17 protein-coding genes and 3 pseudogenes are annotated in these 20,636 nt (G+C 65.1%); 8 read left to right on the plus strand and 12 right to left on the minus strand.

The features are described 5' to 3' along the window. The first annotated feature begins 293 nt into the window (after window positions 1–293). Window positions 294–1,196: a hypothetical protein gene (locus G3N18_RS02675; RefSeq protein WP_196382782.1), complete on the plus strand. Its 903-nt coding sequence runs from the start codon at window positions 294–296 to the stop codon at window positions 1,194–1,196. Window positions 1,197–1,251: 55 nt separating this feature from the next. On the opposite strand, the gene G3N18_RS02680 is transcribed toward G3N18_RS02675, so the two are convergent. Beyond that, window positions 1,252–1,455 (minus strand): hypothetical protein, encoded by a 204-nt coding sequence (locus tag G3N18_RS02680; RefSeq protein ID WP_196382783.1) that lies wholly within the window; start codon window positions 1,453–1,455, stop codon window positions 1,252–1,254. Window positions 1,456–1,788: 333 nt separating this feature from the next. On the opposite strand from G3N18_RS02680, the gene G3N18_RS02685 reads away from it, so the two are divergent. Continuing rightward, window positions 1,789–3,564 carry a site-specific DNA-methyltransferase gene (locus G3N18_RS02685; protein WP_196382784.1) on the plus strand — a complete coding sequence of 592 codons (1,776 nt, stop codon included), beginning with the start codon at window positions 1,789–1,791 and terminating at the stop codon, window positions 3,562–3,564. Beyond that, window positions 3,561–6,056 (plus strand): DEAD/DEAH box helicase, encoded by a 2,496-nt coding sequence (locus G3N18_RS02690; RefSeq protein WP_196382785.1) that lies wholly within the window; start codon window positions 3,561–3,563, stop codon window positions 6,054–6,056. The genes G3N18_RS02685 and G3N18_RS02690 overlap by 4 nt, the downstream gene beginning before the upstream one ends. Window positions 6,057–6,232: 176 nt before the next feature. Here G3N18_RS02690 and G3N18_RS02695 read toward each other — a convergent pair whose 3' ends face one another. From G3N18_RS02695 to G3N18_RS02705, 3 genes are all read right to left on the minus strand, one after another. After that, the gene (locus G3N18_RS02695) at window positions 6,233–7,264 is read right to left on the minus strand and encodes an Abi family protein (RefSeq protein ID WP_196382786.1); all 1,032 of its coding nucleotides are present in this window, start codon (window positions 7,262–7,264) and stop codon (window positions 6,233–6,235) included. 645 nt (window positions 7,265–7,909) lie between these two features. After that, window positions 7,910–9,073, minus strand: a complete 1,164-nt coding sequence (locus G3N18_RS02700; RefSeq protein ID WP_206692902.1) for a helix-turn-helix domain-containing protein — start codon at window positions 9,071–9,073, stop codon at window positions 7,910–7,912. Further along, a complete protein-coding gene (locus G3N18_RS02705) occupies window positions 9,070–9,852 on the minus strand; it encodes a hypothetical protein (RefSeq protein ID WP_196382787.1) in 783 nt (260 codons plus the stop codon). Before G3N18_RS02705 ends, G3N18_RS02700 begins: the two co-directional genes overlap by 4 nt. 259 nt (window positions 9,853–10,111) lie before the next feature. On the opposite strand from G3N18_RS02705, the gene G3N18_RS16265 reads away from it, so the two are divergent. Continuing rightward, window positions 10,112–10,243: a hypothetical protein gene (locus G3N18_RS16265; RefSeq protein WP_268932567.1), complete on the plus strand. Its 132-nt coding sequence runs from the start codon at window positions 10,112–10,114 to the stop codon at window positions 10,241–10,243. Between the two features lie 470 nt (window positions 10,244–10,713). Continuing rightward, window positions 10,714–10,845, plus strand: coding sequence for a hypothetical protein (locus G3N18_RS16270; RefSeq protein ID WP_268932568.1), 132 nt, complete (start codon window positions 10,714–10,716; stop codon window positions 10,843–10,845). A 76-nt stretch (window positions 10,846–10,921) separates the two neighbouring features. Here G3N18_RS16270 and G3N18_RS02710 read toward each other — a convergent pair whose 3' ends face one another. Next, entirely contained in the window at window positions 10,922–11,083 is a 162-nt protein-coding gene (locus tag G3N18_RS02710; RefSeq protein WP_196382788.1) for a hypothetical protein, read from the minus strand. A 176-nt stretch (window positions 11,084–11,259) separates the two neighbouring features. Next, window positions 11,260–12,012, minus strand: a complete 753-nt coding sequence (locus tag G3N18_RS02715) for a hypothetical protein (protein ID WP_196382789.1) — start codon at window positions 12,010–12,012, stop codon at window positions 11,260–11,262. Between the two features lie 384 nt (window positions 12,013–12,396). Here G3N18_RS02715 and G3N18_RS16550 point away from each other — a divergent pair. Further along, window positions 12,397–12,636, plus strand: a pseudogene (locus G3N18_RS16550) (DUF4238 domain-containing protein); the annotation flags it as partial. A 9-nt stretch (window positions 12,637–12,645) separates the two neighbouring features. On the opposite strand, the pseudogene istA reads toward G3N18_RS16550, so the two are convergent. The 3 genes and pseudogenes from istA to G3N18_RS02735 form a co-directional block, all read right to left on the minus strand. Next, window positions 12,646–13,553 (minus strand): annotated as a pseudogene (gene istA / locus G3N18_RS02725) (IS21 family transposase); the annotation flags it as partial. 9 nt (window positions 13,554–13,562) lie between these two features. Beyond that, a complete protein-coding gene (locus G3N18_RS02730; protein ID WP_055085869.1) occupies window positions 13,563–14,918 on the minus strand; it encodes an FAD-dependent oxidoreductase in 1,356 nt (451 codons plus the stop codon). Between the two features lie 148 nt (window positions 14,919–15,066). Continuing rightward, window positions 15,067–15,399: pseudogene (locus tag G3N18_RS02735) on the minus strand (IS30 family transposase); the annotation flags it as partial. A 37-nt stretch (window positions 15,400–15,436) separates the two neighbouring features. Here G3N18_RS02735 and G3N18_RS02740 point away from each other — a divergent pair. Next, the gene (locus G3N18_RS02740) at window positions 15,437–15,964 is read left to right on the plus strand and encodes a DUF4238 domain-containing protein (RefSeq protein ID WP_206692903.1); all 528 of its coding nucleotides are present in this window, start codon (window positions 15,437–15,439) and stop codon (window positions 15,962–15,964) included. Window positions 15,965–16,220: 256 nt separating this feature from the next. After that, window positions 16,221–17,723, plus strand: coding sequence for a pentapeptide repeat-containing protein (locus tag G3N18_RS02745; RefSeq protein ID WP_196382791.1), 1,503 nt, complete (start codon window positions 16,221–16,223; stop codon window positions 17,721–17,723). 110 nt (window positions 17,724–17,833) lie between these two features. On the opposite strand, the gene G3N18_RS02750 is transcribed toward G3N18_RS02745, so the two are convergent. From G3N18_RS02750 to G3N18_RS02760, 3 genes are read right to left on the minus strand one after another with little or no spacing between them, the layout of a single operon-like run. Further along, window positions 17,834–18,643: an AAA family ATPase gene (locus G3N18_RS02750; RefSeq protein WP_196382792.1), complete on the minus strand. Its 810-nt coding sequence runs from the start codon at window positions 18,641–18,643 to the stop codon at window positions 17,834–17,836. Further along, entirely contained in the window at window positions 18,643–20,031 is a 1,389-nt protein-coding gene (locus tag G3N18_RS02755; RefSeq protein ID WP_196382793.1) for a Mu transposase C-terminal domain-containing protein, read from the minus strand. Before G3N18_RS02755 ends, G3N18_RS02750 begins: the two co-directional genes overlap by 1 nt. 7 nt (window positions 20,032–20,038) lie before the next feature. After that, on the minus strand, window positions 20,039–20,635 hold the full coding sequence (locus tag G3N18_RS02760; protein ID WP_061015563.1) for a recombinase family protein: 597 nt from the start codon (window positions 20,633–20,635) through the stop codon (window positions 20,039–20,041). Window position 20,636 lies beyond the last annotated feature (1 nt).

Consider the following 20,636-nt stretch of genomic DNA (forward strand, 5'->3'; position numbering starts at 1 on the left):
GCACGCCGGCGTTCAGTCCGCGGCTCTTGGCAATCACGCGCTCTGTCGCGCGCCTCATGTAGGCCGGACGATCGCTGCAGCGTCGTCGTGAAGAAATGCAAGGTCGAGGGAACTGCGTCGAGGTCACCCGGGAATCGACAACATCCATGGCCGGAGCATATTGCGCTTCCTTTCTCGCCACAGCCACGTCAGAAGCTGAGGCACCTGAAACTGATACGTTCGCGACGACGAGCCAGCGGCGCGCTATCGTCGGCGCACCGCCGCTACTAGTAGCGGAGCACCAGGGAGAACAGATGACGGACGAGACTCACGCCGCGTGGCGCCCGCTAGGCGTCGATGACGCGGACGATATCGCCGAGTACGACGCCCTCCACGACGGGCTGCCTGCATGGATCGGTGCCGCATTCTGGGCCTGGGTGCGGGAATCTCTCACCGAGCGTCGGAGGTATCGGGACGGTTCGGGTTCAGTGGATCACCTGAACGAAGGCTTGGCAGAGTCTTTGGCTCAGGCGTTGCGGGTTGTGGCGCCGAATCTGCGTTTCGCGGGGGCTAACTCAACGGCAGGTCGAACCCAGTTGGATTCCATGCTTACCCTGCTCCAGAACAAGTCAGATCCGTTACAGGTCGCGGACTACATCGTCGCCTTTGGGTCTCCCCGGCGTCCGGACGTCCTCGAGGAGCTATTGGTACGCGGGAAATCCGCTTGGAGGGTGGGGACGCGGTCTGGTCAACCGGGTCTGGTGCGGCGCGTCCCGGAAGGAGTACAAGCCGGGGCAGACGAGACGATGGCGCGTGCCGGGCGCGCGGGTGTGAGACTCGCGAAGGCTTGGGAGAATGTCTACGGGATAGATCCAAATCCCAGTGAGGGGTTCCGACTCGCGATCCTTGCTGTTGAGGACGCCTCGATACCCGTTGTGTCGCCGAAGAATGTGAGGGCGACCCTTGGGACGGTGATCGCTCAGATGAGCGACCAGAACGACTGGGACCTCCCTCTCGGAAGAGAACACCAGGAAACTCCAACGCGTGATGTGCTGATCGGCATGATGCGGGCACTTTGGCACGGCCAGCACGACCGCCACGGTGGCCAGCCATCCGCTCCTGGTGACGTCTCCATGGATGAGGCGACCGTTGCCGTCGGGCTAGCAACCACCCTCGTCCAGCTCTTCGATGCGGGTCTGGTGCGACGAGCGAAGTAGTTGTCGTCTGGACCCCACTCCCACGCCTACCCGGAGTGGCGGCCCGAGTTCGTTCTCAGCCCTCAAGTGTCACGCGCACAAAGTCGAAGGGCTTCTTGACGCGGAATCCGTGGCGTCCCTCGCGGATGAGACGAAACGTGTTGTTCTCGGTTCGGTTCTTGCCGTCGAGTGCGAGCTCGTCGTCGCCGACGGGAATGAGCTCGGCCTGGCTCCAATCGCTAGAGATTGCTGAGCCGACGGGGAGGCCGGGGGATGTCACGACAGGCGCTCCGACGGAGCCCTCGGTCTCGCTGCACGACTTGAACAGGAACCTCCGCCTCGCACTTCCTGTATCCGCACCAGCACGAGGGATCCTCAAACGTGCGGCGCTCGCTGGGGCGACGCACGCGTGCGTTTGGGATTGCGGCGGGGAGGGCTGCGCGCTCAGGACCGTAGGTCGTGGAGATAGCTGTGAGGATCCAGTCCTGGTAGCCGGCCAGATCGGTCGCCGGCCGCGCCCTCGGCGGTCGCAGCCCCGCTTCACTGGGGGGCCCTCGACATGCCCTCCCGACGGCAGGCTGTCCGAGCCGCCCTTCTGTAGGCTCGGGGTTCTATGAGACGGAAGCCGGCGGGGCAGCTAGAGCTCGCATGGATGGGGAAGGGCCTCGGGCTCATCTCAGCCCAGGACGGAAAGTACGACTACACCTGGGTCGACCGAAATGACGTGCGCGTGCGCGAGGTCCGCACCATCGACACGGTTGAGACTGTCGGCGACAACACTGACGGCAACCTGCTCATCCTCGGCGACTCCGGTGACGCTCTGCGGAGCCTGACGACCATCCCGGAGTACGCCGCCCGGTATCGCGGCAGGGTCAAACTGGCCTATATCGACCCGCCGTTCAACACCGCGAAGTCCTTCGACCACTACGAGGACCAGCTCGAGCACAGCGTGTGGCTGACCCTCATGCAGGACCGCATCCGCATGCTGATCGACCTCCTCCACCCCGACGGCAGCCTCTGGGTCCACCTGGACCAGGTCGAGGTCCACCGCATGCGACTACTGCTCGACGAGGAGCTCGGCGCCGACAAGTTCATCGCGGCGATCGCATGGGAGAAGGACAAAGGACGCCGGAACGACACAGACGTCTCGAGCGCCTACGACACGATCCTCGTCTACGCACCGCGCGGCAAGAAGTGGAAGGCCGTTCGCAACCTTCTCCCGCGCGACGGCCAGAACGCCAGATACAAGAACCCCGACAACGACCCCCGGGGTCCGTGGATGCAGGGTGGTGACGGTGCAGCCAAGAGCGGCACCGACGCCTCGCGCTTCCCAGTCACTCTCCCCAGTGGCAGGGTCGTCACACCCAAGGGCGGGGGCTGGCGGTTCACGAAGGAGGGACTGGAACTCGCCCGGAGCGAGGGTCGGGTCTGGTTCGGGAGAACCGGCGACTCACTGCCGGTAATCAAGCGGTACCTCACCGACGTGCAAGACGGCCTGGTGCCTCGGGACTGGTGGACGGCCGACGAGGTAGGCACCAACCAGGATGCCAAGAGAGACCATCTGAACAAGATGTTCCCCGACGTCCCGGTGCCGTTCGACACGCCCAAGCCCGAGACGCTCATGCAGCGCATCATCGAGATCGCCACAAACCCCGGCGACCTCGTGGCAGACGTGTTCGCGGGCTCGGGCTCAACGGCCGCAACGGCGCACAAGCTTGGCCGCCGCTGGGTGAGCGTCGAGCTGCAAGAGTCCACTATTGACACCTTCACGAAGCCGCGACTCGAGAAGGTAGTCGCTGGAGAGGACCCGGGTGGCATCACGGCCCGCCGGGTCCGAGTCGCAAAGGACGCGCTTCCGGAGGGGATGACGGCCGATGAGGCGGTCAAGTTCCAGAGTCTGCTCCGCAAGGTTGTCGGTGACCCGAGGACCGCGGGCGCTGGAGCCGCAACCCTCAAGCTACTGCGCGACGTGACCGCGACCCACTGGGACGACACGCCACTCTGGGAAGGCGGTGGAGGCTTCGCGTACGCCAAGCTCGGGCCCTCCATGTATGAGGTAGACGACGAGACCGGTGAGGTGTTCTTGTCGCCGGCCGCGACTAACGGCGCGTGGTCTCGTGCAACCGCTGGCCAGCTCAAGTTCACCCTCACCCCTGACCACCCGGTGTTCGCGGGCGCTCGCAATCGTCAGCGCCTCGCAGTCGTGGACGGTGTCGTCGACGAGCGCGTCGTGGACGCTGTTGTGGCAGGGCTCGGGGAGCGGGAGCGCGCAGTGATTGTCGCCAAGGCAGTCCTTCCCGAGGCGGAGCAGCGACTCCGTGAGTTGTCGCCCGGCTCTCGAATCCGGCAAGCACCCGACCAGGTCTTCTCGAAGGGCATCGTGTCATGACCGCTGTGAGCATCGCTTACGATCTCGACCTTATTGCCGAGATTGCGGCGCGCTTTGACCTGCGGACCCCGAATCGCAAGGCGCTGGGCGACATCGTGCGCAAGCTCGCGGACGTAAACGGAAGCTATGTCGAAATGGTGGCAGACCTCGCAACCGGTGTCGGCAAGACCTACCTGATGTCGGCGCTCGTTGATTACCTCGCGGCGCAGGGGGTTCGTCATGTACTCGTGGTGACCCCGGGCTCCACAATTCAGGCCAAGACCGTCGCGAACTTCGATGAGGCCCACGCAAAATACGTAGCAGGCGCCGAGCTCGTGCCGTACATCATCACGCCAGAGTCGTTCCAGCGGCAGGCTGTCGGCGCGGCTCTGCGCAATCCCGATGAGCTCAAGGTGTTCGTGTTCAACGTCCAGCAGCTCATCGCTCCGCGAGGGGAGCTGTCTCGGAAGGTTCGCCAAGCGGACGAGACCCTCGGCGCGGGGCTCTACGACCTGCTCCACGGACTCGACGACCTCGTCATCATCGCGGACGAGCATCATCTCTACCACGAGAAAGCGAAAGCGTTCAGCGCCGCGATCCGCGACCTGAATCCGGTCGCGCTGGTCGGCCTCACCGCGACCCCCGACCAGTCAGACATCGACGCTGGTCGCATCGTCTCCCAGTACTCACTCGCCCGCGCAATCGCAGAGGGACATGTGAAGGTGCCGGTCATCGCCTACCGAGTCGACGGAACAGACGACCATCGCACTCAACTCGCTGACGCGTGCGCGCTGTTGCGACTAAAGGCGGACGCCTACTCGGCATATGTCGCAACCACCCCTGGCGCCGCGACTGTGCCGCCCGTGCTGTTCGTCGTATGTCGTGACGTCGACGAGGCCGACGAGACGGGGCAACTGCTCGCGGGCGCAGGATTCATCGGGGACCCGAATGCCGTGCTCGTCGTGACCTCAAAGTCCAGCGATGAGGCGCTGCAGGCCCTCGCGGATGTCGAGAAGCCTGATTCACCCATTCGAGCCATCGTCTCGGTGAACATGCTCAAAGAGGGCTGGGACGTTAAGAACATCGCGGTCATCGTCACGCTACGAAAGCTTGCCTCTCAGACTCTCACGGAGCAGATTCTCGGTCGTGGGCTTCGCCTGCCGTTCGGGAAGCGGACCGGAGTCCCCATGGTCGACCAGGTGGACCTTGTCGCGCACGACTCGTACAAGCAGCTGCTCGCCCAGAAGGAGATTCTGCGTCAGCGGCTCGTGCGGTCGGTCAAGCCGGCACCTGTCGATGACTCAGGTGCGGCCGTGATTCCCGAGCTCTCGGGTCTCGAGGACCCCGCAAACCTGCCTGACGCGCCCATCCAGCCCGAGGACGGCGTCGCTGAAGAGGTCCAGCCAGTCGATGCCCCGCGCTGGGACGGTGACGAGCTCATGGTGCCCGGCGAGGAGGGCGCCGACGAGGAACTGCCCCAGCCCGGCCTGGTCCTTGTGGAGACGGATACCCGCGTTGCCCAGCCGGCACCCGCTCAAGCTGAGCGCGTAGCGGGAGCTCCGCAGGTGATATTCCCGGTCCGTACACCACGTCTCGTTCCGACCCCGTTCAGCCTCAGCAGCATCGACTCGCCGACCGCGAAGAAGGCGGGCGAGCGCTTCAAGGAGGAGTTCGACGTCATCATCGCACGCGTCGCTGTCGAGGGCGAGGTGGTCGGCGAGGACGACGCGACGCTCAAGCAAGTCCCGCAGGCGCACGCACAGGCCGACCAGGAGCTCAGCGGCATCGACACTGTGCGGGAGGACCTCGTCACCGCCGTCGGGCGAGCGCCGGAGACTCCGCGTGTCAAGGAATCGAAGGGCGCCGCGGATCGCATCGTCAAGGCATTCCTCGCAGGAGCGGGCGCCACGAACGACACCGACCAGTGGGGCGCACAGAGGCGGGCGGCGGCGGTGGACGGCATCCGTAAGCTCGTACGAGAGGAGTTCCGGAAGGTCCCGCAGACCACCACGTACGCGATCACTCCGGTAGATCTGCCTGTCGAGCCGGTCCTGGTCAGCGACTCCCTCGACGCCCACAATGACGCATTCGTCCCGCACCGGCAGTTCACCGGATGGAAGAAGGCCATCATGCCTGTGCAGATTTTCGACGCAGGTACGACGGAGTTCCAGGTCGCCAAGCTCATGGACCTGGACCCGAACATCACCTGGTGGCAGCGCGTATACACAAGCGGAGCCGCGAACATTCCACGGTCGGGCGCCTCGCCCTACTATCCGGACTTCGTGGTGCTCGACAAGGACGGTGTGCAGTGGGTCGTCGAGGCCAAGGCGGACGACAGTGCGCAAGACCCTGATGTCGTCGCGAAAGCCGCCGCGGCGCGTGAGTGGGCTCGTGCGGTGACGGACGACGGTGACTACGGCGAGTGGAAGTACCTCTTCGTCACCGAGAGCGACATCAGGAAGGCTGCGGCGTCGTGGAAGGCGCTGGTGCTCGCGGCCCACATCGAGGCGTAAGCATGCGCGGAGGGTCCATCCGCAACGCCCAGCCAGGCCGTCAGGCGAGATCAGGCCCCATGCCCGCATTCCAGCCGCCGCTGTCGTGATGGTTCTCCGTAGCGCCGAGCGACAAGCAATCCGAGTCTGCGGACGATAGCCAGTCGCTCTAGCGAGGAAGGCGGTTCGGCTTGCACCTACTGAATCGGCGTTGGAAGAGTCCTCACTGCTGCCGGCGGTGAGGACCAAAGCTCCTCCGTCTGCCAGCCCGCGGGGAATCCCATGTCGCCGTCCGGCGTCACTGAGAGGCTGGCCGGGAACTTCGACATCTGCGTCTTGAACGTCCGGTGCCAGTTCGAGGTGTCGTTGTAGCTGCGGAGGCTATAGCCAAGCACGGCCATCCAGGAGTATAGCTTCGAGCGTTCTGTGACGGCCGAGAGGTGGTGAAGTCTGCTCGAGACGGTCGCTGCTGGCACCGCCGCAAGAGTCGTTGAAAGGCGTCGGTTCCACAGTCGGTTGTGATGAGCGCAGTGGTTGCGCACGACCCCGAGGCCGATGAGCCAGCGGTGAAACAGGCGACCGTCGGACATCCCGAACCTCTTCGCGATCGCGTTCTGATCGCTGCGTTCAAGAAGCCCGTATAGACGCGTCAGACCCCCGAAGTCGAAGGTTTCGACCGCAATCCAGATCGGAATCTCGGACGAGTACTTAGCTTTCGTGTGCTGGATGAAGTCCTCGCTGCTCGCCCTGTCCACGAGCCTGTCGTAACTATCGAGCCAGTAGTCAAGCTCCGTCGCGAACTTGTGGCGGAGCGGCGCCGGCGGCGGTGAGTCGCACGCTCGTGCGTCGAGGGAGGCGCGAGCGGTGTGCCCGAAGGGATCGCGTCGACCGAGTACGTGGGCGACCTGAAACCGAAGGCTGAGTTCCAGCATCGTGATTCCGTCGAAGACCTTGTCTCGGAGGCCAGCGTCGAACTTGGCGAGCGCGACGCCATCCGCGAGTCTCGCGCCGCCGACATACTCATCAGCGCGAAACTGCAATGGTGTGTCACGAGGCTCCGAAGGTTCGAGCAATCGTCGGAACGGGTAAGTGTAAGCGGTGAGCCGGTAGTACCCCAGGTCGTGCAGAGCTTCAGCAGCCAGGCCGGGATCGCCGCAGTTCAGGCCCTTCGATTCCAGGTGCGCGATCTGCTGACGTATCGTCAGGAAGGGCTTCTGGTAGGGCTGCACCAACCGACTCTATCCACGCGAAAGAAAACCGGCCCTTACCAACTCAGTGAGTCGGAAGAGGGGCCGGTGTGTATGAAACCAAAGTACACACAAGTGAGGGCATTCTCCACTTCCGTCCGCGTATCTGTTGACAACTCCCAGCTCGACAGGGGTGGAGGCTGAGACCGACCGAGTTGCGATTCGCGAGGGTCGCGATCGGTGCGCGCTCACGTGAGTCGGGATGCATGCCAGAGCGTCGAGCCCGTCGGAAAGCGGCACGGCTGGACGACGCCGACAGCGGCTCTGACGCCCGAACGCTAGACGGTCGTTCAGCGGGTGACAAGCATCGACTCGACCTTCGTCCTCGCGATTCGAGGCACCCACTATCGCGCCACTGCTCCAAACTTCCGTGAGTTTGCGATCGCGGGATCACGATCGGCTGGCCGCTAGCCGAGGGTGCACGAACCGACCCTCTACTTGACCTCAACGGTCGATGGCGTCGAAGCCGCCACGCTCGTGGTTGCGTTATACCGCGGGGGTCGACTCACTGGCCGAGTAGGGGGTGAGTTAGTCCCCTGACGGTTCAACTCCCCCACGCAATCGCCTGGACGCCGGCAACAGAGCCCAGATCACACCGAAGGTATGCACTCCTCCCGAGGCTCACCTCTAGTCCCTGCTGACCGCGCGGCCTGTGAGAAGTGGGACGATGTTGGACGCTCTGCTCTGGACCTCTACGTCATCGTCACGGCCATCGAAGCGAGGGACCCGTGCAACGGCGATGTCGAAGAGGTCGCGGGGCGCGCGTGCCTGATCCACGAGAGACTCGCGCGGGATGCCCGACGCCTCCAGCAGCTCCGTCGATCGAGGCAGCATGGACGGCTGCTCGACTGCTGTCACCAGTCCGGGCTCGTTCCTGCGCCAACCGCGCTGGCTCAGGGTGATGATGGCGTTGCGGTAGGTCACGTCGCTGATGGCGCCCAACCGGCGCGCGCGGAAGAGGAGCGCCTGGATGCTGACGCCCCATTGCTCCTTGAGCGTCCCGAGGGTGTCCCACGCGCGAGCGTTCATCGCGGTCGGCAACACGTTCCGAATCTCCGCCGCCGGCATCAGCAGCTCCGACGCGAATCGGTTGGCCTGCTCCTCGACGGCTCGGCCTCCGGGCTCGGCGTCACGATGCATCACGAGGTGGCCGAGTTCGTGAGCGACGTCGAACCGCTGTCGGTAGTAGTCGCTCTTGACGGGGTTGAGGACGACTACCGGTCGGCTCGCGGACTCGAAGGAGTACGCGTCCACCGAGGATGTTTGCGTCGGACTGAACACGACGAGCACGCCGCGGTTCTCAAGCAGGCGCACCATGTGTTTCATCGGTCCCGTGTCGATGCCCCATGCGCGCCGGAGCTCGCGGGCTGCCTCCTCTGGGCCGTCTCCCACGTCGTCGGCTGACACCTCGAAGGAAGGAACGTCGGCCTCGGGGAACTCGACATGCTTCTCGATGGCGTCCGCGATGTCGACGGCAAGCAGTCCATACGCGAAAGCCTGGTCACGAGCCCGCTGGCTCGTTGACCGCAGCGAGCGGAAGTGAGGGACAGCGTCCTCGGTAGTCGATTCTGTGCCTCGGGGTGCGAAGAACGCCGGTGTCACACCCAAACCCAACGCCAACTGAGCCACGTTGGCAGCGGTGGGACGCTTCGTTCCTGCCTCCCACGCAGCGACGGTCGTCGCACTCTTCTCGATGCGGGCGGCCAGGTCACTCTTGCGCAGACCCTCGAGCTGACGTGCGAGCGTTAGCCGGTCGCCGGCGAAGAGGGTGGGCACCTGCGGCGTGCTCAACCCGCCTCCTCCGCTTCATCCTTCTTGCGCAGGCGCACAGTGACGTCCGGTTCCTGCTGCGTCGGCGCGGGAGCGTCGGGGACCACACGGCCGGCCTGGTCGGGCTCCGGTCCACTCAAAAGATCCTCATGCCAATGCCACGGCCACCCGAGGTCGTCGTTGTAGCGGGCGTGACCGATGGCGAGTTCGCGTTCGGCTGTCTCGCGGTCCAAGGCATGCACCAGGACCAGCGTGGGCATGGGCACCGTCGGAAGGTCATCCTGAGAAGCGAGATCGTTGCGCTGCTCGATGTCGAGCATCACGTCGAGCATCGTCAGAAGTTCCGTCTCGTCGGGCCGCTGGCGGGCAACCGCCTGAAGCGTCGGGCTCGCCTTTGTCCAGTCGATGCGTGCGATCTGACCTCGCGAGAACGAGTGAGTGATGAATCGGAACCCGCCAACCGTCCAGCCGTTGCTGCCGCGGAAGTTCGAACGGGTCACGGTGCCGGCGGGGATCACGGGCATCGTGAGACGCGCCCGCTCGCTCAGTCCCTCGTAGAGCACATCGAGGCCGACCAACTCCATGCCTTCGGCGACTTCATACTCTCCACAGGAGAAGACACGGTCGAGGCGGTCAGCGATGAGTTCGTACCTACCGACCCCGGCGGTGAGCGCTCCGTACCCGTTGCCGCGGGTGAGGTCGTCGAGCGCCTGCTCGCAGGCGGAGTTGAAGGCCCATGCGATACCGCGCGCGACATCGTTAGCCTGGAGGACATCGAGGGCGCGTTCGCGGGTGATCACGGGATCAGAGTACACCCACAGCCAGTATTTGTGTTCATGGAATCACCCGTGTGTCAACTTTTTCGTCGTAGGCGCGCTATAGAGTGTGGATTCCACGAAGGAGCCCCGACCGGCAGTTCAGAGACGGGCTCTGGACGCAGCAGGTCGGGGCTGAGGTGTCTGGTCGACTCCTTGACTCTAGGGGCTCTGTGGTCTCTGCACGAATGGACTCAAGTCCGGTCGAGTGATGTGCTTCTCAGTAACAGAGAAGGAGTGCATCATGGCGAAGTCGTCGTCTCGGTCGTCCAAGCCCTCGAAGGCCTCGCTGAGCAAGGCGGGACGGACGCTCGCGTCTAACTCGTCGAGCAAGCCGGCCAAGTCGAAGGCGGGCTCGACGCTCGGCAAGGGCTGAGCATCGAGGGGGTCGACGGCGTTGCCGTCGGCGCCCTCTGCTGTGACTGCTCCCATCAACTGCCCCAGCATGGTCCCCGAGGGTTTGCCTCCCTGCTGGGGTCAGCCTGACGGGGTTACGACCGCGACTTTCCAGACCGCTGGGCCGCGGAGGCGGGGGTTCGGCGAAGATTCGACGCTAGTCTGCCGCCATGACCTTGGTTCCCACACCCGCAGATGTCGCGCGGCGCGTATCCGCGGAGATTGGTCCCGTGACCGATGGTCATGCTGACCGTCTGCGAGCATTCGCCTTCTTCCCCTATCGGGGACCGCGACGCAGCCCGGGAGACCCAGAAAGTGCCGAGCTGAGCAAGCTCGCATGGGAAGAGACCCTGACGTCGCTGGCCGGTTTGGCTGAGTCGGAAGAGTGGACGGGCTCGAACCCGACGGGGCGTCCGCTGCCGATCCCTGAGCGATGCGGGCAAGCAGGACATGGTGCAGCTGCTCACCGACGAATCCGACCGCGTTGCCGGCACGATCACCAGCTATGACATCGACCCGAAGGTCAACAACACCCGCACCGCCGACCCCACGGACCCGACCCTCATCGAGCGCTCGGGGTGATCTGCACGGACACGGGTAGGGCGGCCCAACACCGCCGCCCTCGAGACGGGGCCGAGGGTGGCGGTGTCCGCGCCCATCACGGGAAGAACGTGATTGTGAGGACGCCGCTGGCGGTCAGCTGACCGATCACAGCCGTGATTGTGACCAGTCCGACGATCACCGATCCGATGAGCGTCACGAGGGAGGTCGCCGGGGGTGAGGCCGCGGGGGACGGTCCGGTGTTGACGTTCACGGTCACGTTGACCTCGCGGGCATTGCCTGGCTCAGAGGACTCTGGCGGGCTATCATTCATTCTGGGTCTCCTAAAGTGACCTGGTGGATTTGAGCGCTCGGTGCTACCAACACCGGGCGTTCGCCCGTTTCCGGACGAAACGCCTGGATCGCGGTTCTTTCTTTTGGTGTCCTATGAGCGCACTACGGCACCCCCTTGAAGCCGGGCAGCGAGCGGGTGTCGAACGGTGAGGCCAGCGTGTATTCGAGGTCGTAGTTGTATGCGAGTCCCTTCATCCAGTTCCGTCTCTTGCCTCGCTTGGTTGTGACTAAGCCGGCCTTCTCGAGTTCGGCTGCGCCGGTCGACCAGGTGTCGGGGGAGATCCCGTACCAGGCCTTCACCTGTGTCAGCGGGATCACGAAGCCGGGCTCCAGTGTGAGCGAAATCAGCAGGACCGCCTTCGCCGGCATGGTGAGCTGACGGTGCCACTCCTGCTGCCAGTACGCGAACGGGAGGCGGAGGTAGCGCTTGGTCGGGGACGTGTATGCATCACCGGACCCGTCCTCGTGAAGAGAGGTGACCTTGCCTCCCCGGCGCGCCTTGTCTCGGCTGACGAGCTTGTAGTTCTCGTCCAGGCGGCGGAAAATCCGAGAGACACGTTCGGCGTGCATCTGGCTATCTGACACGGAGAGTCCGAGGGCCCGCGCCCATACGCCTGCGTCTTTACCTGCGTCCCACGGATCCGAGCTGGCGATCATGCGGTGGAGTAGGAACAGGTCCAGGCCGCCGGCATCGTGTGCCGCCACCATCTCGGCAAGGCGCCCAGGCTCGGGGGCGCCCTTCTTTCCGCGCTGCACGAAGGCGTTGCGGATCTGGACCATCTCGCTCGGGCGCTTGGAGGCGGTGAGCATCGCTTCGATTGTTTCCTTCTCACCGAAGCCAAGTTTGCGTGTCATAGGAACTATGTTGCCCTGCTCCGACTCCATAGTGCCGCCGATGGCATTCGGCAAAGAACCCGCCTGGCCGTTGCTATATAGAAGAACCGTTGCGAGTACCCAGTGCGAGTACCCGGTCAGAGTTCCGGTGCGAGAACCGAGTACGCCGAAAATGCTTGCCAGCGACGGTGAACGAGCGACCGGTGGCGGCGACCTTCCCAGCGGTCGGGGACTTCGTGACCTTCTCGACAAAACGCGATGAAGACCGGGCGGATCGGCGTGTTCTATCAGGCGATTTACAGACGGCGGCATCGCCCGCGCCCCACCGTTAGCGGTACGTCAGACGACCGCGTACTACTGATCTGTGGTCGGGCAGCTGTCCGGTCCTCATGAGACGATCCGAGCATGGCGTCAGGAAACACCGCGAAGCTGCACCATTACGTGCCGCAGGGATATCTGCGCGGCTTCGCGACTGGCAAGGAACGGATCACCGCCGTGCCGTTGGACCGCGCCCGAGAACCGTTCACAACGCTAGTCAAGAACGTGGCGGCCCAGACGCACTTTCACACGGTGCCCGGCCACGAGGATCCTGACGGGTTTGAGAAGATCCTCAGTAACGTGGAAGGCGACGCGATGGCGATCATTCGTCGGATCGAAGGCGGCGAGTTCCCGCTCCCCCAGAGCGACCGCGAGGCTCTGCGCGAGGGCGGTGGAGCCGGGGAACGCGCCGGGCTTGTGCCGCAGCACTTCGAGGTAGTGGTCCAACTCGACCCGGGTCACGCCACGGGTGCCGAGGCGAGGGTGGGTGGCGACGACGGTGCGGCCCTCGAACACGACCACGCACGAGGCCCGCAGGGACACGCGGACGCGTTGCCCGATCAGGTGCGCGGGGACGGAGTACTTGACCATGCGGACGGTGATCAGGGCGGAGCGATCGACCCGGGGGTGGAGGATCAGGCCGGGGTCGAAGTCGTCGGCCGGCAACGGTGCCAGGTGGGGCAGCTCGGCGTGGTAGTCCTGCCCGATCGTGTTGGCGTGGCCGGTGATGCGGCGGGTGTTGTCGTCGACTTCCCAGGCGCGGATCTTGTCGTTGAGTTCGTCCAAGGTGGCGACCTCGGGCATGGGGGTGAGATGGTTTCTGCGGAACCAGCCGACCTCGCCCTCGACGCCGCCCTTCTCGTGGGCGCCGTCGATGCCGGGCTGAGAGTAGAACGCGTCGAAGCCATAGTGGGAGCGGAACAGCACCCAGCGTTCGTTCTCGTCGCGGAGCCGGTTCCCGCCGTGGATGACCTGCACGACGACGGAGGTGAGGTTGTCGTAGCGGATATGGCGGGTCGGGATGCCACCCAGGGCGTGGAAGGCCTCGATGTGTCCTTCGAGGAAGGCCTCCTGCCCGCCCGTCGGGTAGACGCGGTGGATGGCCTTGCCGGAGTGGGACAGGCGGTAGACGAACATGTGGCACTTGGTCTTGACGCCGTCGAGGATGACGTAGACCTCGCCGAAGTCGACCTCGGCCTCGGCGCCGGGGCGTGGTCCTGCGGCACCATCGCTTCCACCCGGCGCATCACCGGTCAGGCCAATGGCTCCAGGGTGCCGAGCACCTCGTTGAAGGCCTCGGTGCTGGACGGGTGGGTCCAGATCCCGTCGCGCAGGTCGGAGACCTTGGCGCCCAGCCGGATGGCCAGGGCGACCATGTTGACCAGCTCCTGGGAGTCGATGGAGAAGATCGTCGCGCCGAGGATCTCTTGGCTGTCGGCGTCGACGAACAGCTTGAACAGGCCGTGGGTCTCGCCGACGATCTTCGGCCGGGGCATGGCGGCGATCTTCGCCACCTCCTTCTTCGCCATCAGGACGTTGCGGCCGGACTTGCGGGCCTGGGTCTCGTCCATGCCCACCATCGACAGCGGCGGGGTGATGAAGGTGGTGTTCGGCACCGCCACGCGGTCGCTGCGGCGGCGCGTGCCCTGGCCCATCACCGCGTCCCACACGATGCGGTTGTCGTCCAGCGAGATGTAGGTGAACTGCGGGCCGCCGTTGACGTCGCCCACCGCGTACACACCGGGGACGCTGGTCTGCAGCTGGTCGTCCACGACGACGAAGCCCCGCTCGTCCACCTCGATGCCGGCGGCCTCCAGGCCCAGCTCGCCGGTGACCGGCACGCGTCCGGCGGCCACCAGCACGGCCTCGGCCGCGAAATCGCCCTTGGTGGTGTGCACCACGGCGTGTGTGCCGTCGTCGTCCAGCGACGTGGGCCGGACGCCCTGCTCGATGGTGACGCCCATGTCGAGCAGGGTCTGCCTCACGGCCTCGGCCACGTCCCGGTCGACGCGGGGAAGGAACTCCTCGCCGCGGTCGAGGATGGTGACCTTGGAGCCGAAGTGGGTGAACATGCTAGCGAACTCCAGCCCAATGAAGCCGCCGCCCACGATCACCAGCCGTTCGGGCAGCGGGTCGATGTGCTGGATGGTGGTCGAGTCGAACACCCGCGGTGAGTCGAAGCCGGGCAGGTCGACGCGGCGCGAGGTCGCACCGGTGCCGATCACCACGGTCTCGCCGGTGAGCTCCACCTGGCCCTCGGCGGTGTCGACGACGACCGTCCGCGGGCCGGTGAACCGGGCGGTGCCGTCCACCAGGGTGACGCCCGGCTTCTCCAGCATCTGGTGGTTCGCGGCGTTGAGCGTGCCGATCAGCGCGTCGCGGCCGGCGACGGCGGTGCGGAAGAACTCCTGCGGGTCGTCGGAGTCGCGACGCTCCTCGGCCGAGACGACGAGGTCCTTGGTCGGCACGCAGCCGATGTTGATGCAGGTGCCGCCGTACATCTCGGGCGAGCGCTCCACCAGCGCCACGGTCTTGCCGGCGGCCGCGAAGCGCCCCGCCAGGGTCTTACCTGCCTTGCCCCAGCCGATCACCAGCAGGTCAACGTCCATCACAATTCTCCTTCGCGTAGGCACGCTCTCGCTCGCAACGCTCGCAATCCACGAGGTGCGGGATTTGCCGGTGGGCATCCTTCCAGCGGCACCGCTGAGATGGAAGCCAACTGCTGACATCGCTCTGCTGGTCGGAGCCACGGCAGGTTCAACCGGTCGTCGCAACACCGGCTTCTTCCAAGGATTGTAGTTGCTCTTCGAAGACCTCGGCCGGTGTTCTCCAGCCGAGGGTCTTGCGGGGGCGGCTGTTTAGGGTGTGGGCCACGGCTTCCAGATCTTCTGCTGTCCAGCGGGACAGGTCGGTGCCCTTGGGGAAGTACTGACGCAGCAGCCCGTTGGTGTTCTCGTTGCTGGGCCGCTGCCATGGGCTGTGGGGGTCAGCGAAGTAGACCTTCGTGCCGGTCTCCAGGGCGAAGGTGGCGTGAGCGGATAGTTCCTTGCCGCGGTCCCAGGTGATGGTCTTGCGCAGCTGCTGCGGCAGAGCGCAGCCTGGTGGGCCTCCCCTCACGATCGCCACCATGGACCACATCACCCATATGGTCGAGACCGCCGAACACCTTTCGAAATACCTTGTGACGCGCCCCTGGACGCTGGTCCGATTCAACCGACGCTCGCTCATCACCTGCGACGCACCCGTAAGTCTGATTCGCGACGCAAAGGACGACGACTTCTGGTCTGGCGTTGGTTTCGCCACCGCATGGGGAATCTCTGTCCCACTCACGCGGAAGCTAGGCCTACTGATGAGCGATCCGATGATCATGATCGAGCGTCTCGAAGCCGATGATCCGAGGGTTCAGGAGATCCGAACGGCGGTGGTGCAGGGCAAGGTTGACCGCGTTGAGGCCGGGACCACGGCGATGGAGCTGCTCTTCAATGAGCACACCGCGGAAAGCGCGCGCGAGTACGTATATCGACATCCAGACGACGAGAGATTCGTGCCCGACGAGCTACACGAGCCGGTCCTCACCAATATGGACGCCATCGGGTTCGGGGACGGCGACTTTAGTGGTGAACCATGGTTTGGCGGCGAAGCTTCCTCGGGGTGAGCGAGACGCCGGATCGTTGGTCCGGGGTCTACTGCCAACTGGTTGGCCCGGCGCTGCCTGCGAACCTCAGGATGTAGCTGCACAGGTGTATCAGATGGGGATCCTCGGAGCACCCATCGAGCAAGCTGCGAACGGGCGTCCACGTCGCACGTGCTCACCCGTCTGCCGGCAACGCCTCGCCCGCCGCACACGCGCCCTGCAGGCGCGTCGGTAATCACGCTCGCGCACCCGAGCCGGGATGCCCCACAATCGGGATGTGGACGCACAACCCGACGCACAGGACCCGCAAACCCCGGCTGAGATCGAGGCAGCCCCGCCGTCGCGGCCGCCGTTGTGGCGTCGGTTCGGCGTATGGGTGACCGTCGGCGTCGTCCTTTACGTCATCGCCGGCGCGATCCTGCTCGTGAAAGTTCCCGATCGACTCCTAGCGCACTGGTTCCCCACGCTGGATGAGAGCGCGCGTGCAGCGTTTCTGGGGCCCGCCGCGAACGTTGTGCTCTTCGGGCTTGGCGGGACGATCGCGCTCGTCGGTGTCGGCCTCAGTCTGTCCCGCCACCGTCAAGAGCTCGAAGCAGCAGAACGGGACCGTCAGCGCCTCGTCGACGACCAGGCGCGCGAACGCGCACGTCAAGGTGAGGTCGACGACCAAAGGCGCATCGATACCGAGCGGGCGCTGCGGGAACGGTTCGTGACCACCGTGAAGCTCCTCAGCGATCCCGCACCCGTCAACCGGCAAGCAGCCCTCTTCGCCCTCGGCGCCCTCGCAGACGACTGGCACGCCTTCGAGAAGCCCGACGAGGTACAGGTGTGCATCGAAGTCCTCACCGGATACCTCCGCGCCCCGCGCACCGACGACATGCTCGTTCCCCTCACTCAAGAACAGTTGGACACGCTTTCGCGTGAAGAACGTCACGCCGCGCAACGCACCACCGCGCAGGAGATCTCCGTCAAGCAGGCCGGCTATACCGTCATCAGAAACCACCTCGCCGGACAGGCAGCGCCGCACTGGCATGACCGACGCATCGACCTCTCAGGTGCGCACATCGATTTCCGTATTGGCCTCCAGGGTGCGACGGTCAGCGGCTCCGGGCGTATGCAGCTCGAGGGCGCGACGGTCGGACCGGGCGGAGGGGTGGACCTTGAGGGTGCGACGATCAGCGGCGGCGGGCGTATGCAGCTCGAGGGCGCGACGGTCGGACCGGGCGTGTGGGTGAACCTTAAGGGTGCGACGATCAGCGACGGCGGGCAGGTGAACCTTGGGCTTGCAACGATCCGCGGGTGGGTGAACCTTGAGGGTGCGACGATCATCGACGGCGGGCTGGTGGACCTCACGTTTACGACGATGAACGACGGGCAGGTGAACCTTGAGGGTGCAACGATCATCGACGACGGGCAGGTGAACCTCACGTTCATGACGATGAACGGCGGGCGGGTGGACCTTGAGGGCGCGACGATCAGCGACGGCGGGCAGGTGAACCTCACGTTCACGACGATCGGCGGGCGGGTGAACCTTAAGGGTGCGACGATCAGCGACGGTGGGCTGGTGGACCTTGACGCCGCAACGATCGACGACGGCGGTCTGGTGGACCTCACGAGTGTCACGATCAGCGGCGCCGGGAGGGTGGGCTTCGGGGCTGCGACGATCGGCGACGGCGGGAAGGTGGACCTCACGGGTGTCACGGTCGGCGACGACGCGAAGGTGGACCTCGCGAGCGTGACGGTCAGCGGCGACGGTCAGCTGGTGCACGAAGCAATCTAAGGACCTGGCGTTCGTTTGGGGATCCCTATCCGGGCATTGCACGCATGAGGAGCGTGGTGGGCTGTGGAGTTGATCGCTCGGTGGCGGTGTTCTGTGATCGCTTGGCGGCGTTAGTTGCCGATGACGAGGATGCTAGCTGCGGCTTCGATGACGTCGTCGGTGATGGTCTCAAGCCCGTTGATCTTCAGCACTCGGGCGATCTGAGGGAAGAGCCGTTCAAGGAGACGAAAGTTGCCACGGGTGATGCGTTCGATCGCAGCTATCGCCTGCGCGTCGGTGAAGTCCTCTGGGTCGAGTTGCTGTCCTAGGTGTTTCCAGTGGCGGTCGAGGACGAAGAGGAGTTCTTCTCGGCCGAGGGTTCGGTAGTGGTGGGAGAAGCCGAGTCGGCTGTAGAGCTGTGGGTAGTGGCGGAAGCGTTGGTCGATTCCGGGCATGCCGATGAGGATCATGGAGAGGTGTTCGCGGTCGTGGCGGTCGCGGAGCATCTCGAGCGCAGTCGGTGTGAGCCTTTCGGCTTCGTCAATGATGAGCAGCTCGACGAGGTGAGACATGCCTATCGCCGTGGTGGTCGGTTCGGTCTCCCGTGAGCGGAGGTGTTCGTCGGCGCAGATCTCGATCTTCGCCTGCCAGCGCTCGATGTCGTGTATGAGGTCTTTGGGTCTGCAGAGGACCTCGGGTGTGTAGAAGACGGTGCGGGCTCGGTTGGCGAGGGCGTAGTACTTGGCGTCGTGGTCGCCGCGAGGTCCCCACGTGTTGATGTAAGGCTCGAGCGCGTCCCAGTTCGCGTAGCGGCGGGCGGAGTTGGTCTTGCCGACTCCGGCGTCGCCGTGGCAGATGCCGATGGTTTTCTCTTTGCGGACGGCGTTCGCGAACTCGGTGAAGCGCCGGTGCTCCTTGGTGACGATGAAGGCCTGGTTCATCACTCGTCCTCTTCATAGGTGCGAAGCCGCCGACGATGCGGAGGCGGCGCGACGTCGCGCGGCTCCTCGCGGGTGACGGCGGTGGGGATGCGGTCATTAATCGCGTGTCGGAGTTCTCGGCGACGGGCTCGGCGAGCGGTTTCGATGTCGCGGAGGCTGAGGCGGAGATTGGGGTGGGCTTCGTCGACGGCAACGCAGACGAAGGTGTCGCGGTCGTACACGCGGATCTCGGAGATGTCGCGCGGGTCGTAGCGGATCGTGATCGTGTGCCCGACGAAAGGTGCGAGTGTCGGGGCGAGGTAGCACTGGCCCTGGAAGTGGATACCGTCGCGCTGCACGACCCGATTCTTCGGAACGGTGAGCAGGAGACCATCGAGTTGTTCCAGGCTCTCGGGCATTCGCGGAAGCCAGCCGTCCGCGACCCACGCGTCCCGAGGCGAAACTCCGAGCTCGCGGTGTGGTCGCGCGTTGTACGTCGCGATGAACGCGCCTATGGTGTGGTCGAGCGCCGCCAGGTCGAGAGTGGCGTGAGGGTTTCTGTCGCCGGGTCTGAGATGTCCGGGGAGGGTGGCGAGGAGTTCGGTGTTGATGGTGCGGAAGAAGCGTTCGACCTTGCCGCGGCCTTGGGGCCGGCCCACCGTGGAGTGGATGATCCGGATGCGCAGCTCGATGGCGGTGCGTTCGAGGTGGTGGCTGGTGAAGTCGGAGCCGTGGTCGACGTGGAGGACGTCGGGGATGCCGCACATCGCCCACGTTGGGTCGGTCTTCCGCCAGATCGCCTGCCGGAGCGCGAGGGCTGTGTTCATCGCGGAAGGGGCGCCGGTGAAGACGGTGTAGCCGCAGATCGCGCGTGAGTGGTCGTCGATCACGATCGTGAGCCAGGGCCGATCCGACCATCCGCCCGCGGCACTGGTGATGAGGATGTCGAGTTCGGTGTGATCGGCCTGCCAGATCTCGTTGGGGCGGTCGGCTCGGCGGCGGTACACCAGCTCGTGTCGATCGCGATAAGCCGCGGGTCCATCCAGGGCGAGCGTCACGAGAGCCGGATCGAGGGACTGCACAATATCTCGGACGGTGGCGTAGCTGGGCACCGTCAGGCCCTGCCGCATTGCTTCTGCGCTGACAAGGCGATGCAGCGTCGTGAGTGCCGGCCTCGGCCTGGTCAACGCGAGGTGCTCGATGAACGCAACCAATTCGCCCGCCGTGCGACGAGTCCCCGCGTCGACTCTCGGTTGAGGGTCGAGGGCAGTGATGCCGCGCTCTTGGTAGAGCTGGTGCCAGCGTTGCAGCGTGCGCAGGCCGATCCCGGTTTCTCGGGCAAGAACGGTGAGAGGTATCCGGTCTTCGACGTGAAGTCGAAGAATCCGCCACCGCTCCTCGCCGCTCATGACATCGCTACATGGTGGTGCTCTCGCGGCCGGCGAGGGCTTGCTGGTGGCGATAGAGCGTGGCGCGACTCCACCCGACGAGCCGTGCTGCATCTTCGGCGGTACGCCCCTTTGCTCGGGCATCGGCGGCGATCGCGAGCTTGTCGGCGATCACCGCTGGGTCCGAGAGTGGTCGACCGAAGCGGGTGCCACTCTGCCTGGCTGCGGCGATCCCGGCATTCACCCGCTCGACGATCAGTTCACGCTCGTACTCAGCGAGCGTGGCGAGCATGTTCAACATCAACCGGCCCGTCGACGTCGCTGGATCTATCCCGTCCGAGACGGAACGCACGTGTACACCGCGCTCGCGTAACAGGTTCACCGTGTTCAACACGTCGATGAGGGAGCGGCCGAGGCGATCGACTCGCCAGACGACGACGGTGTCACCGGGCTCTGCATGCTCGAGCAGCTTCTTCATCCCGCGGCGCTCGATGGCCGTCTTGCTGCCAGAGGTGACATCGGCGAACACGTCGCGCTTCTGAACGCCGGCCATCACGAGGGCGTCGAGCTGCAGCTGCGCATCCTGATTGGCCGTGCTTACGCGGGTGTATCCAAGGAGTCTCACC

This window comes from Microbacterium paulum (genome assembly GCF_015707995.1).
In the GTDB taxonomy this organism is placed as follows: domain Bacteria; phylum Actinomycetota; class Actinomycetes; order Actinomycetales; family Microbacteriaceae; genus Microbacterium; species Microbacterium paulum.